The following is a 13,317-nucleotide window of genomic DNA, read 5'->3' as shown; positions in this document are numbered from 1 at the left end:
CTTTTTGTCTTTTCTTCCGCCTTATTCTTGCATTAATCTCCGATAAACAGGCTTCTTTTCCCCTTAGAAAAACCCAAAATCACCTTGCGTACCAGCCCTTGCGTTTTTTCTTTTTCACCTCTCCCTGTATTTTATCCTTTTATTACAATATTTGTCTCTATTAAAAATGTATATTTGTAAGAATTTAAAAATCGCAAGTAAGAGCTAATGGAGCGAACTTTAAAAGAAGACGGTAAATTCCGATATGTGGAAGTTGGTGAAGGAACACCAATTATCATCTTACATGGATTAATGGGAGGACTCAGTAACTTCGATGGAGTTGCTAATTACTTTCCTCAAAAAGGCTACAAAGTTGTTATTCCTGAACTGCCTTTATATACCAATAGCATTTTAAAAACAAATGTCAAAGCCTTTGCCAAGTTTGTCAAAGACTTTATTGAGCGCATTGGTTATAAAGATGTTATTTTATTGGGCAACTCATTGGGTGGTCATATTGCGTTGTATTTTGCCAAGATGTATCCTCAATATTTAAAAGCCATGGTGCTGACTGGAAGTTCGGGACTATACGAAAGCGCTATGGGAGATAGTTACCCAAAGCGTGGGGATTACGAGTACATCAGAAAAAAAGCAGAGGACGTATTTTATGATCCTGTGGTAGCCACAAAAGAAATTGTAGATGATGTTTTTGCTACCGTCAACGATCGCATGAAATTAATCAAGACCTTGACCATTGCAAAAAGTGCCATTCGACACAATATGTCCAAGGACTTACCTAAAATAAATGTTCCTACTTGTTTAATTTGGGGAAGAAATGACAAAGTAACTCCACCAGAAGTTGCTGTAGAATTTCACGAACTGCTTCCTGATTCCAATTTATATTGGATTGATAAATGTGGACATGCCGCTATGATGGAACACCCAGATGAATTCAATGAGCTGTTGAATAAATGGTTCAACGAACGCAACATATAAAACAATGAAAGTAAATACCGCAGCATTTGTAATGAGCAATTCTGAAGTAAGTAAATGCCCTAATGAGCCTTTACCAGAGTATGCCTTTATCGGGAGATCCAATGTTGGAAAATCTTCTCTAATCAACATGCTTACCAATTCTAAAAATTTAGCAAAAACCTCCTCTAGACCAGGAAAAACGCAATTGATTAACCACTTCAAAATTAATTCGAATTGGTTTTTAGTCGATTTACCTGGTTATGGTTACGCGAAAGTATCGAAAAAGACAAAAAGCGTGTTCCAAAAATTCATTACGGAATATTTTGAAAAACGCCAACAATTGGTTTCTGCCTTTGTTTTAATCGACATAAGACACGAAGCGCAAAAAATTGATTTGGAATTCATGGAATATTTAGGTGAAACTGGTATTCCTTTTGCTATTATATTTACCAAAGCAGATAAGGTAGGTAAAACCAAAATACACCAATTAGTTGCGGATTACCAGAAGCAGTTATTAAGTGGGGTTTGGGAAGAGATGCCTCCTTATTTTGTCACTTCTTCAGAGGATAAAACAGGACGAGATGAAGTACTGGCTTATATAGATGAAATCAATCAAGACATCTTCAAAAATCCATTACCGATATAAAACAAAAAACTGCCAAGGCAGTTTTTTTTATTTCTAAATATAGTAGTCGTTTACTGTAATGATACCTGCTCGTATTGCGTATCGTGTTGCGTCGTGTACACTATTCACTTCGAGTTTCTTAAAGATATTCTTTCGATGGGTAATCACCGTATGAATACTGATATTTCGATCTGCCGCAATTTCTTTGGTCATTTTACCCGTTGCAATTTCTTTTAAGATCTCTCGTTCCGCATTGGTCAATACTTGATCCACTTTAAAAGCAGTTGTTTTATATGAATTAAACACCTCCTGTACACAGGCAGCAATGTAATTTTCTTTGCGCCAAATAGCAGTCAACCCGCTTTGAATTTCTTGCAAGGAATCCTTTTGCTGCAACATATTAAATCCGTTGATTGATTTCATGTGCAGTATTTTTTTCAACCACACTTCAGGCAATTCTTCTAACCACATCACCCATGTACTGCGCTCATACGTTGTTTTCAACTCGTAAAGCACTTCTACCTGTTGCAACAATTGATACGCTGTTGGATTAAAGAACACACAACCCGAGCTGTTCTTTTTCAAGAACAAGCGGATATCTTGTACGCTTTGCAGATTGTACCAAACAATTTCTTCTTGGCAAATCTGTTCTGCTATGGTTTTAATTCCCAAACGAACCAATTCTTTTTCTTCTAAAATAGCAATATGCACCATAGCTTCTCTTTCTTCTACAAAATTAATGAAATAATGTGAGCTATAAACAGCAAAAGGCTGTCGATTAGACAGCCTTTCCCACCATTACTGATTGAATAAAATAAACAACTAATGAACCACTCACTCTTATAGGTTAGGATTCTCTCTTACTTCCACATTGGGTATTTGATACAAATAGTACGGACTATTCGCTACAAATGGACTTTTATCAGGAAAGTTCAACGCATAATGACCATTTGCTGTCATTAGTTTTGTTTTCGTTATTTCCCTTCCTTCTTCATCTTTTACCACATAGGAATATTCTATTTTATCGTGTTCGTATTTTTTACGAACCACGGCTTTTTGATTTCTAACGATGTCCACTAAGCTAAACCCTTCACCAAACAATTCTTTTCTTCTTTCAATCCAGATTGCTTCTAGTAATTCATTTCCAGACAAATTAGTAGCTAAGGTTGCATTTCGCGCGCGTTTTACTTCATTTAATTTATTGATAGCATCTCCGTTATTCAAACGCGCTTTCGCTTCTGCGTTAATTAGATAAATTTCTGAAGTACGCATCAACACAATATCAGCAATCTGACCTGCTTTGAATTTGAACTTACCATAACGCATCCAAACCACGCCTGTTTTCTCAATATCAGCACTTGGATCTGGCGCCCAATTGATCATGGATTTTCTGTAATCTCCTTCGTCAAATAGATCTTTGAAATAAGGATCTGCGTTAAAGCTATAGTAATAACTATCTTTGGATGTTACATCTAAAAAGTGGAACTGATAGGATGCATCACTTTGATCAGGGGTTTGTAGATGCCCCCAAATCCATTCGCGATTATTAGCATCATTAAACCCTGCCTTATATTCAGCTTCATTCATTAAATAGTCATTTTTAGCTAAGAGACGATCCGAATACTCTTTTGCTTTTTCCCAATTTCTCGCATATAAATTTCCTCTAGACAACAATCCCAATACCACATTATAATCAATTTGAAACTTTTGATCACGTGCATATCCTTCAGGAATTAGCACTAAGGCTTCTTCCAAATCTTTCAAGGCTTGATTATAGAGTTCCGTTACGGTAGCTCGTTTACCTGGTTGGGAATTAGCAGTTGTTGGTTGTACATAAATTGGAGCTGTTAAAGCATTAGGATCCTTATCGATGGCAAAAGCATACGAAGAGGCCAAATGTAAATACATAAATCCTCTTAACGCATACGCTTGTCCTTTAATTCTTCTACGATCTCCTGCATCCCCTTGCGAATCATCAATATAAGCCAAAATATTATTCATATTATTAATAGTCTTATAGGTCAAACTCCAACTGTGCGTATTTGTTCCCCCTTTTCCATACAAAGCGTTGAATTGATAGTGTGAACCAAATCCGTACTTATTCGTCTGGTAAACCACATCATTTCCCATGGCATCGCTAGTGCGTAAAAAAGAACCAAATCCAGGATTTGCATACGTATAAAACGTTTCCATCAATTGTCCCCAACTTCCGTTTAATACCTTTTCACTACCTGATACTGTTTTAAACACTTCCTTTTTTTCGATTGCGTCCGTTGGTGACGTATCTAATTCACAAGAAGTCAATCCTAAAGCAAATAGTAAAACAAAAACTTTAGTATATGTAATATATCTTTTCATGTGTTTATAATTTTAGATTTAACCCCACTGAAATGGTTTTCATTGCGGGATAACGATAGTAGGTCGTACCATCGAAATTTTGTTCTGGATCTAATCCTTGTTGTTTGGTCCACGTAAATAAATTCTCGGCTTGTAAGTATAATGAGGCCTGTCCAATATTGACTTTATCTAACCATTCTTGTGGGAAATTATACGCCAGAGAGAGCGTTTTTAATTTCAAGAACGAACGATCAACTAAGAAACGATCTGAAGAATACGTCCACCTTCCAGCATCGGCCGTAGTCAATCGACCTACATTTGCATTTGGATTTTCAGGCGTCCAACGATCCAACATATCCGCACTCCATGTTCCTCCTCCTGGATCATTACTCATTAAACTCGTTTTATCACCATTGTAAATCTTACCTCCAATATTGTAAGAGAAATTAGCGATTACTTGCCAATTTTTATACGTCAAATCTGTTAGGAAGCCTCCTGAAAACTTAGGTAAAGAATTTCCAACCTTCACTTTATCATTATCATCTAAATCACCATAATTTTCGGTGATATAACGATTTCCATTGGCATCTGTACCATACCATTGTGGTCTTCCTGTTTCTGGATTAGGCCCTGCCCATTCTTGTAAATAAAAGTCATATAACGACCCGCCTTTCGCCCATCTTTTTGTTCCAGAAAACATTTCATCCGAAGGAAGCGAAACAATTTTATTTTTATACGTGGTAATATTCAATCCTAATTTCCATTGCCAATCGGCTGTTCGAATAGGATATCCTTCTAGTGAAAGTTCAACTCCGTAGTTTTTAATTTTCCCCACATTTTCCAAAATCGAGGTAAAACCTAAAGAAGGAGCAATAGATTTACTGAACAACAAATCTTTAGAGGAGCGTTCAAAATACTCTACTGTACCACTTAAACGGTTGTCTAATACTGCAAAGTCAAAACCGATATTCATGTTCATGTTTGACTCCCAGCTCAATTCAGGTGTTTCTAAACGAGAAGCAACTAAACCAGGATTTCCTAAGTTGTTGTAGATATCGTATAGCTCTTGATAGGCGTAATACCCTACTTTATCATTTCCTTGCGCTCCATAACTTGCACGGAATACCAACTCATTCAACCACGTATCGCGATAGTGCTGCATAAAATCCTCATCAATAATTCTCCATGAAGCCCCTAGAGACCAGAATCCACCCCAGCGTTTTGCTTTAGCAAAACGAGACGATCCATCTGCACGATACGAAGCTGATACATAATACTTCTTATCATATGAATACTGTGCATTTCCGAAGAAGCTCAACATTTTATACTCATCCGCCTTTCCGTAAAAATCAACTAATCGAGATGCAGCATCTGCCTGCTCATAGCCCAACATTGCTAATTGCTCTCTTGCTCCACCAAAATAGTTTGATTTAAAGTGGTAATATTCTTGTCCTGCCATGAAGGCCAGACTATTCTTATCATCTAAGTCTAAATCGTAATTGAACACGTTGTTGTAGGTCATGCTTACCGTACGTGTATTACGCATACTAACTCCTCCTCCAGTGGAACTAGATGGCCCAATTTCTGGATTCGTTACATTGTGTTTATATTCACTGTTGTAATCGATATTAACTGATGTTTTCCATTTCAAGTTGTCTAAAAACTTCACTTGTGCATAGGTACGTACAGTAGCGATATCAAATTTGTTTTCTGCTTTATCTAAGGGTAAGGTTGCAACTAAGTTATGACGCGCATACGAACTTGCTCTGTAGGTTCCAAAGTCATAGATGCGCTTTCCTGTTTCAGGATCTAATAGGTAAGCTCCTGTTGTTAGGTCTCGCTCATAAATGGGATAAAACGAAGGCATATTACGACCAAAGCCGATGACGTTTCCAATAGCGCTATCATCCTGTTTTGGATAATCTTGAATAGAATGTGAAGCAGAAGCATTCAATCCTAACTCCAACCAATCTTTTGCATCAACGACAAGGTTTGAACGGAAATTAAAACGCTTAAATCCTGATTCTTTGATATACCCTTGGTTATTTAAGAACCCTCCAGACACATAATATCTCGATTTTGCTCCACCTCCTGATACACGTACATTGATATCCGTATAATTAGCCGATTGCGATAATGCATCCGTCCAATTATCATTCCACAACGGTTGTAAACCAGCGCGTAATTTTCCGTCTGTCCCTACCGGTTGCGGATTGTCAAGTCCATAAGGGTTAATTCCCAACTCATTGACTAAATTCTCTGTTGCATGTAGCCCTGCGGCATCCCAACTTGCGCCTGTTTTGTCCATATGGCCGTTGCGAAGCGCTTCCCAATACAATTCCATGTATTGGTTCGTTCCCAAGGTTTTATAGTCACTTCGTGCTCGACTAGATGTTCCGTATTTAGCAGATATCTCGATTTGAGGTTCTTGATTTTTCAATCCTTTTTTGGTTGTGATGATAATCACCCCATTCGCTGCTCTAGACCCGTATAATGTAGCTGCTGTTGCATCTTTTAACACGGAAATAGATTCTATATCTGTCGGAGCAATAGCAGATAGACCCCCTTCATAAGGCACTCCATCTACTACATATAAAGGTTTACTATCTGCATTAATGGAACCAATTCCGCGGATGCGAATTTCCGCTTCCGAACCGGGTTGACCACTTGCTGCAAAAGACTGAACCCCTGCTACCGAACCTTCTAAAACTCTGGACACATTACTCACTTGAGATTGTCCAATCGTTTTAGCGCTAACTAATCCAACTGATCCTGTATACGTCTTTTTATTGGCTGTACCATAAGGCACTTGAATAACAACTTCTTCTAAATTTTCGGCTTCTGCCTGTAAATATATATTAAGTTCTGTTTGATTGGAAATTTTTACTTTCTGTGTAGTATATCCAATAAAAGAAAACGCTACGGTTTGATTCGGCTCTACTTTAAGGGCATAATTTCCATCGAAATCCGTGGCAACCCCCTTGCCTGTCTCTACGATGATTACACTTACTCCAGGTAAATTCCCCCCTACATCAGAGACTGTTCCTTTAAGTGTAAATTCCTGTGCTTGTAGCTGATAAACTCCCATCAGCACAAAAACAATTTGTAAAATTTTTTGCATAAATCGTTCCTTTGATTACCAGAAATTTCTAGCAATACATTAATAATAAAAGTGATAGAATTAAAATGAAAGGATGTACAGCTGACATCCGAGATAAGAGAGTTGTTGCGCTAGCAACAACACAAGTTCATGCAGCACTTCATCGACACAGAAGAAGATACTTCACGTTGACTAGAATAAAGAAAGGAAGTCGTTTTCGATAAAAAAACTATAGACTGCATACTACTACTTTTTAAGTATAGGCATTGATTTTCATTGTGAATGAAACAACAAGCACCTATTATTTGTTTTTTGATAAGGCAAAGATAGTAGCTCTGATAACAGGAGTAAATACCACGTATATGGTAGATTTATAATTAAAAAAGGTTACCTCAACAAGTAGAGATAACCTTTTTTATTACTATTCTATTGATATTACTTACTTTACATGTAGAATAAAGTAATTCTTTTTCCCTTTTTGTAAGAGAATGAATTGATCATTAATTAAATCTTGGGAAGATATTACATACTCTTCCGTTACTTTTTCGCGGTTTACCGCAATGGAGTTCGCTTGTAAAGAACGACGTGCTTCTCCGTTAGACGGCATAAAGCCACTTTTACCAGCTAAAGCATCAATGATAGGCAAACCAGCTTCCACATCTGCTTTGGTAATTTCTGCTTGAGGTACCCCATCAAACACTTCTAAAAACGTTTTCGCATCGAGTTGTTTTAAATCATCCGAAGACGAGTTGCCAAATAAGATGCCCGAAGCTTTAATCGCATTTTCTAAATTGTCAGTTCCGTGAACCATAGTCGTCACTTCTTCTGCCAAACGCTTTTGTAAAACGCGTAAATGCGGTGCTTCTAGGTGTTCTTTTACTAAAGACTCTATTTCTTCTCGTCCAATAAACGTAAAAATCTTAATATATTTTTCGGCATCTGCATCCGATACGTTCACCCAGTACTGGTAGAATTTGTATGGAGAAGTATATTCCGCAGACAACCAAATATTTCCACCTTCCGATTTACCAAACTTTGTTCCATCTGCTTTTGTGATTAACGGGCAGGTTAGTGCATAAGCTTTTTCACTGATGGTACGGCGAATTAATTCCGTTCCCGTCGTAATATTTCCCCATTGATCCGAACCTCCCATTTGCAGGGTTACGTTTTTTGCTTGAAATAAATGCAAGAAATCATACCCTTGCAACAATTGATAACAAAACTCAGTAAAAGACATTCCATCTTGGAATTCACCGTTCAGGCGTTTTTTCACTGAATCTTTGGCCATCATATAGTTTACCGTAATGTGCTTTCCTACTGTTCTAATAAATTCTAGGAAAGAGAACTCTTTCATCCAATCATAGTTATTTACGAGTTCGGCTGCATTTGCTGCACCAGAATTAAAATCTAAGAAACGCTCCAATTGAGATTGAATCGCCTGCTGATTATGGCGTAGCGTCTCTTCAGACAACAGGTTGCGTTCATTTGATTTTCCAGATGGATCCCCTACCATACCAGTAGCTCCCCCTATTAATGCAATAGGTTTGTGTCCTGCCATTTGAAAATGCTTTAACAGCATTACCCCTACTAAATGTCCAATATGCAATGAATCCGCTGTTGGGTCAATCCCCACATACGCCACACGCATCTGCTCCAACAAATGTTCTTCAGTGCCTGGCATAACGTCGTGGAGCATTCCTCTCCAAGTCACTTCTTCAATAAAATTTTTCATTTAATTATATTTTGTGCAAAGATAGTCCAATTCCTTACGGTATTTGAACTTTTTTTTGCCATATCTTCCTTTTTATCGCTTTCAGACTGTTCAAAACAATACACTGAAAATACGGGCGTTACTTTCAAAGTTTTAGTTCAATTCTTTCACTTTCTAAAACATAACCTTTACATTTGTTCATTATGATACTAGTCACTGGTGCAACAGGTTTAGTGGGAAGCCATCTTCTTTTACATCTTCTTCAACAAGGAGAAGAAAATGTACGTGCGATGTATCGAAATACACAAAGTATCGCTAAGACTAAACATGTATTTGAACTTTATGATGTCCTAGCATTATTTGAAACAATACAGTGGGTGCAAGCAGATATTTTAGATGTTCCTGCCTTAGAGGAAGCATTTTTCGGGATTACGCATGTCTATCACTGTGCAGCCTTCGTTTCTTTTGATCCAAAGGATGAAAAAATAGTGCGTAAAACCAATATTGAAGGCACCGCAAATGTGGTTAACATGTGTATTGCCCATCGAATTACCAAACTATGTCACGTAAGTTCGATTGCTGCGCTAGGAGAGTCTTTACATCCAACTACGCCCATTACGGAACAAACGGAATGGAATCCAGAATTGTACCACAGCGATTACGCCTTAAGTAAATTTGGTGGTGAAATGGAAGTATGGCGCGGAACCCAGGAAGGCCTCGATGTTGTTATTGTCAATCCAGGAGTTATTTTTGGACGCGGTTTTTACCGCGAAGGCAGTAGTGAGTTATTTTATAAGGTACACCAAGGATTTCCTTTCTACACTACTGGAACCACAGCTGTTGTTGCTGTAGAAGATGTGGTGCATTGCATGTATCAACTCATGCGTAGCGCACACAAAAATGAACGCTACATTCTCGTAGCAGATAACTTAGAAAATCGCGAACTTTTACATTTTATTGCTGCTTTACTACACAAGAAACCAGCAAGCTTTAAAATTGGACGCACAGGCCTTTCGATAGCTTGGCGCTTAGATGCTTTGGTTTCAATCGTAACCCGAAAAAAAAGAAGCTTTACACGAGCGATCGCGAAAGCTTCTTTGAGTTGTTCTATTTATGATGCTTCTAAAATTAAGCAAACACTTTCCTTCACTTTTTCTCCCTACCAGGAATTCTTACCCAATAGCAGTACAGGATTTAACTGAAATCATTCCACTACTGTTTGTTCTTGATGCTTTAGCTTAATTGCTTTTAACAGAGTTTTTTTCTCACCTGATCTTAGACTTGTCTTCTCTTTTTTATTTCCAATAGTCTTTTGATTTTCCATTTCACTTTCCTTTTTTATAGGAGTCTTTTCAGAAATTGTATCGGGTATAACAGCGTTAACAGGCGTAAGTTCTAACTCATTTGGACGAAGAGAATCGATACGTTCTTTTTCTTTTTTCAATCGCTCTATTACATGGTTTTGCATATCGAAATACACCCCTTTTTTCAGCATAACATAATAGCGATTATTCTCCGTAAACGTCAAGCTATCAATACTGTACTTTTCAAAAATATCTTTTACCTGAACAGCTTTCACGGTGTCTGAAGCAAAAGAATTGATCGTTTGCATACCATACAATAGCGCCATATCATACAAGATATCTTCCATTTTTGATTGCTCAATAAATGGATTCGGTTTGCTAATTTCCTTTTGACAAGAAAACAATAACAAGGCTAAACAAAAAAATACTATAAAGTGTTTCATTTTTTTACTACTAACGTTCAAAAAGTAATCGTTGTCCACAACGCATTTCTTTCACCTCATCCTTTTCATATACCAAACATCCATTGACAAAGGTATGGGTTACTTTTGAAGAAAAGGTTTCCCCTTCAAAAGGAGACCAACCACATTTGTACAAAATATTCTCCTGATTTACTTCCCAACTTGCATTCGGATCAATAAGCACGATATCGGCATGATATCCTTCTTTTAAAAATCCTCTTTTTTCAATTTGGAATAAAATAGCAGGATTGTGGGCTGTTTTTTCTACAATTTTCTCTACCGTAATACGCCCCTGTTTTTTCGCTTCAAACAAAGAAACTAAGGCGTGTTGTACCAAAGGTCCTCCAGAAGGGGCTTGGGTATATGCTTTTGCTTTTTCTTCTTTGGTATGGGGAGCATGATCCGTAGCAATAACGTCAATACGGTCATCCAACAAGGCTTCCCACAATTTTTCTCTATCTGCGAGCGTCTTTACTGCTGGATTCCACTTGATAAAATTACCTTTCGTTGCGTAATCTTGATCAGTAAACCACAGATGATGGACACAAACTTCGGCTGTAATTTTTTTATCCTTTAATGGGATATCATTGCGGAATAATTCCGTTTCTTTTCCTGTAGATACATGAAACACATGCAATCTAGCTCCTGTCTTTTTTGCCAATTCTATGGCTTTAGAAGAAGAAATATAACACGCTTCTTCACTTCGAATAATTGGATGACATTCCACGGGAATATCTTCACCATATTGTTCTTTATGTTGTTGTAAGTTGGCCTGAATTGTTCCTTCATCCTCTGCGTGAACAGCAATCAACATCGATGTACTCGAAAAAATTTTCTCTAAAACATCTTGACGATCCACTAACATATTTCCTGTTGAAGATCCCAAAAAGAGTTTAATTCCTGCCACATTACGTGGATTGGTCAACAACAATTCTTCTAAATTATCATTAGTACCTCCCATCATAAACGAATAATTCGCATAGGATGTAGAAGAGGCAATTTCATATTTTTGTTCTAACAATTCTTGGGTAACGGCATTGGGTACAGTATTCGGCTGCTCAATGAAAGAAGTAATTCCTCCAGCCACTGCCGCTCTCGACTCTGATGCAATATCTCCTTTGTGTGTTAACCCTGGTTCGCGAAAATGCACTTGGTCATCAATCATGCCAGGGATTACATATTTCCCTGTTGCATCAATCACTTGTATATTTTCTGTCGCCTCTATCGCATCTGCAATACGTGCAATTTTTCCTTCTTGAATCAGGATATCACCTTTTTTCACAACACCTTCGTTAACAAGGCTTCCGTTTTTAATTAAGTAATTGCTCATTATAGTTTGTTTAGTAGTTTTCTGATTTTCAGATTCATCACACCAAAAATAGCTTCTTTAATAATGCCTTTTGACATTTTAGATTCACCACGCGTACGATCTGTAAAAATAATAGGCACTTCGGTTATAGGAAATTGCTTTACGAAGACGCGATATTTCATTTCTATTTGAAAAGCATAACCTACAAATCGGATGTTATCTAAATCGATTTGCTCTAAAACCTCTTTAGCGTAGCAGACAAAACCAGCAGTAGTATCTTTGATGGGCATCCCCGTAATCCAACGCACATATATAGAAGCTCCATAAGAAAGCAGGACCCGATTCAACGGCCAGTTCACTACATTTACTCCTGTAACGTAGCGCGAACCGATGACCATTCCGCTCTTTTCCTTACAACTAGCCAACAATCGGCTCAAGTCTAACGGATTATGTGAAAAATCAGCATCCATCTCAAAGATATACGGATAATCGCGTGCTAAAGCCCATCTGAAGCCCTCAACATAAGCCGTCCCTAATCCATTTTTACCTTCTCTTTGAAGCAAGTGAAGGGTTGGATATTGTTCTTGCAATCGCTCAACCACCTCAGCTGTACCATCAGGAGAATTATCATCTACAACAAGCACATGAAAGTCCTCGGGTAAGCCAAGTACTGCCTCAATTATTTGCGTGATATTTTCAATCTCATTGTAGGTAGGAATAATAACTAGTCCAGCATTCATCGTTTTTGCTTTGGATACAAAAATAACCTTTTTATAGAAAGTTAACCCTTAAATAATTAACAAAGTCTCACAAATACTTTTTTTTGCTAATTTTGCATCTGATATGGATAACCTACTATTAACTGAACGCATTGTTGCCAATAAAGATTGGGCCACCCTACTGTTTTTTGTGGGCTTCTCTATCATTGCCATCAATCGAACAATCTTTAGCGTTCGATTTGCAGAATTTACGCGTTTGGTTTTATCCGATAAATATTTAAAAATTTACAAAGACAACACCAATCTGCGCAATAGTTTTACGCTATCCTTTTTGACCATTCAACTATTGTCGATTACTTTCTTTTTACAAATTGCGGCAAAATCCTTTGGATTTATTGAACAATACACCCTATTATCCTACATACAAATCCTCAATTTTACCTGTTTTTTTGTTATTGCGAAATATTTACTTGACAAGATTATCGGCATTACTTTTGAGATAGAAGATTTTGTTGATTATTTTAATTTACAAAAAGCGACCTATCGAAATTACATCGGTATGTACCTCTTAGGAATTGATTTACTTCTATTCTACAATGATATAGTCAATCAACTCGTGATTAGCGTACTTGGAATTACGTTAATCTTAACAAATCTAAGTTTATACGTTATATTTATAAAAAACAATCGAAAAACGATATTAAATAAGTTGTTCTATTTTATTTTGTATCTTTGCACCCTTGAAATAGCTCCTTATTTTATAATATACTTTGCATTTAAAAACTTTAGAGCCTAAATAA

At 37.2% G+C, this 13,317-nt stretch carries 11 protein-coding genes; 4 read left to right on the top strand and 7 right to left on the bottom strand.

All coding sequences use genetic code 11. From position 1 onward, the window contains the following. Positions 1–207 precede the first annotated feature (207 nt). Both ACLJX0_RS04320 and yihA read left to right on the top strand, forming a co-directional pair. Positions 208–972 carry an alpha/beta fold hydrolase gene (locus ACLJX0_RS04320; protein ID WP_410878774.1) on the top strand — a complete coding sequence of 255 codons (765 nt, stop codon included), beginning with the start codon at positions 208–210 and terminating at the stop codon, positions 970–972. 4 nt (positions 973–976) lie between these two features. Next, positions 977–1,597, top strand: a complete 621-nt coding sequence (gene yihA / locus ACLJX0_RS04315; protein WP_410878772.1) for a ribosome biogenesis GTP-binding protein YihA/YsxC — start codon at positions 977–979, stop codon at positions 1,595–1,597. Positions 1,598–1,630: 33 nt separating this feature from the next. Here yihA and ACLJX0_RS04310 read toward each other — a convergent pair whose 3' ends face one another. From ACLJX0_RS04310 to tyrS, 4 genes are all read right to left on the bottom strand, one after another. Then, positions 1,631–2,290 carry a response regulator transcription factor gene (locus ACLJX0_RS04310; protein WP_410878770.1) on the bottom strand — a complete coding sequence of 220 codons (660 nt, stop codon included), beginning with the start codon at positions 2,288–2,290 and terminating at the stop codon, positions 1,631–1,633. Between the two features lie 126 nt (positions 2,291–2,416). Beyond that, positions 2,417–3,934, bottom strand: coding sequence for a RagB/SusD family nutrient uptake outer membrane protein (locus ACLJX0_RS04305; RefSeq protein WP_410878768.1), 1,518 nt, complete (start codon positions 3,932–3,934; stop codon positions 2,417–2,419). Between the two features lie 4 nt (positions 3,935–3,938). After that, positions 3,939–7,034: a SusC/RagA family TonB-linked outer membrane protein gene (locus ACLJX0_RS04300; protein WP_410878766.1), complete on the bottom strand. Its 3,096-nt coding sequence runs from the start codon at positions 7,032–7,034 to the stop codon at positions 3,939–3,941. Between the two features lie 418 nt (positions 7,035–7,452). Continuing rightward, a complete protein-coding gene (gene tyrS / locus ACLJX0_RS04295; protein ID WP_410878764.1) occupies positions 7,453–8,745 on the bottom strand; it encodes a tyrosine--tRNA ligase in 1,293 nt (430 codons plus the stop codon). A 182-nt stretch (positions 8,746–8,927) separates the two neighbouring features. Between tyrS and ACLJX0_RS04290 the strand changes: the two genes are divergently transcribed. Then, positions 8,928–9,926, top strand: coding sequence for an NAD-dependent epimerase/dehydratase family protein (locus tag ACLJX0_RS04290; protein ID WP_410878762.1), 999 nt, complete (start codon positions 8,928–8,930; stop codon positions 9,924–9,926). Positions 9,927–9,928: 2 nt separating this feature from the next. Here the strand turns inward: ACLJX0_RS04290 and ACLJX0_RS04285 are convergent, their stop codons facing one another. From ACLJX0_RS04285 to ACLJX0_RS04275, 3 genes are read right to left on the bottom strand one after another with little or no spacing between them, the layout of a single operon-like run. Next, positions 9,929–10,471, bottom strand: a complete 543-nt coding sequence (locus ACLJX0_RS04285) for a DUF4296 domain-containing protein (RefSeq protein ID WP_410878760.1) — start codon at positions 10,469–10,471, stop codon at positions 9,929–9,931. 10 nt (positions 10,472–10,481) lie between these two features. After that, on the bottom strand, positions 10,482–11,819 hold the full coding sequence (locus ACLJX0_RS04280) for a dihydroorotase (protein ID WP_410878758.1): 1,338 nt from the start codon (positions 11,817–11,819) through the stop codon (positions 10,482–10,484). Then, entirely contained in the window at positions 11,819–12,538 is a 720-nt protein-coding gene (locus tag ACLJX0_RS04275) for a polyprenol monophosphomannose synthase (protein WP_410878756.1), read from the bottom strand. Before ACLJX0_RS04275 ends, ACLJX0_RS04280 begins: the two co-directional genes overlap by 1 nt. A 103-nt stretch (positions 12,539–12,641) precedes the next feature. Here ACLJX0_RS04275 and ACLJX0_RS04270 point away from each other — a divergent pair, with 103 nt between their 5' ends. Further along, positions 12,642–13,313, top strand: coding sequence for a DUF4271 domain-containing protein (locus tag ACLJX0_RS04270; protein WP_410878754.1), 672 nt, complete (start codon positions 12,642–12,644; stop codon positions 13,311–13,313). The last annotated feature ends 4 nt before the right edge of the window (positions 13,314–13,317 follow it).

Origin of the sequence: Myroides sp. DW712 (genome assembly GCF_046557355.1) — a bacterium.
Classification (GTDB): domain Bacteria; phylum Bacteroidota; class Bacteroidia; order Flavobacteriales; family Flavobacteriaceae; genus Flavobacterium.
This window is presented reverse-complemented; position numbering and strand designations above follow the sequence as displayed.

Bases quoted from the DNA above. Each gene is read 5' to 3' on its own strand.
- ACLJX0_RS04320 (WP_410878774.1), top strand. From the start codon at position 208: ATGGAGCGAACTTTAAAAGAAGACGGTAAATTCCGATATGTGGAAGTT.
- yihA (WP_410878772.1), top strand. From the start codon at position 977: ATGAAAGTAAATACCGCAGCATTTGTAATGAGCAATTCTGAAGTAAGT.
- ACLJX0_RS04310 (WP_410878770.1), bottom strand. From the start codon at position 2,290: ATGGTGCATATTGCTATTTTAGAAGAAAAAGAATTGGTTCGTTTGGGA.
- ACLJX0_RS04305 (WP_410878768.1), bottom strand. From the start codon at position 3,934: ATGAAAAGATATATTACATATACTAAAGTTTTTGTTTTACTATTTGCT.
- ACLJX0_RS04300 (WP_410878766.1), bottom strand. From the start codon at position 7,034: ATGCAAAAAATTTTACAAATTGTTTTTGTGCTGATGGGAGTTTATCAG.
- tyrS (WP_410878764.1), bottom strand. From the start codon at position 8,745: ATGAAAAATTTTATTGAAGAAGTGACTTGGAGAGGAATGCTCCACGAC.
- ACLJX0_RS04290 (WP_410878762.1), top strand. From the start codon at position 8,928: ATGATACTAGTCACTGGTGCAACAGGTTTAGTGGGAAGCCATCTTCTT.
- ACLJX0_RS04285 (WP_410878760.1), bottom strand. From the start codon at position 10,471: ATGAAACACTTTATAGTATTTTTTTGTTTAGCCTTGTTATTGTTTTCT.
- ACLJX0_RS04280 (WP_410878758.1), bottom strand. From the start codon at position 11,819: ATGAGCAATTACTTAATTAAAAACGGAAGCCTTGTTAACGAAGGTGTT.
- ACLJX0_RS04275 (WP_410878756.1), bottom strand. From the start codon at position 12,538: ATGAATGCTGGACTAGTTATTATTCCTACCTACAATGAGATTGAAAAT.
- ACLJX0_RS04270 (WP_410878754.1), top strand. From the start codon at position 12,642: ATGGATAACCTACTATTAACTGAACGCATTGTTGCCAATAAAGATTGG.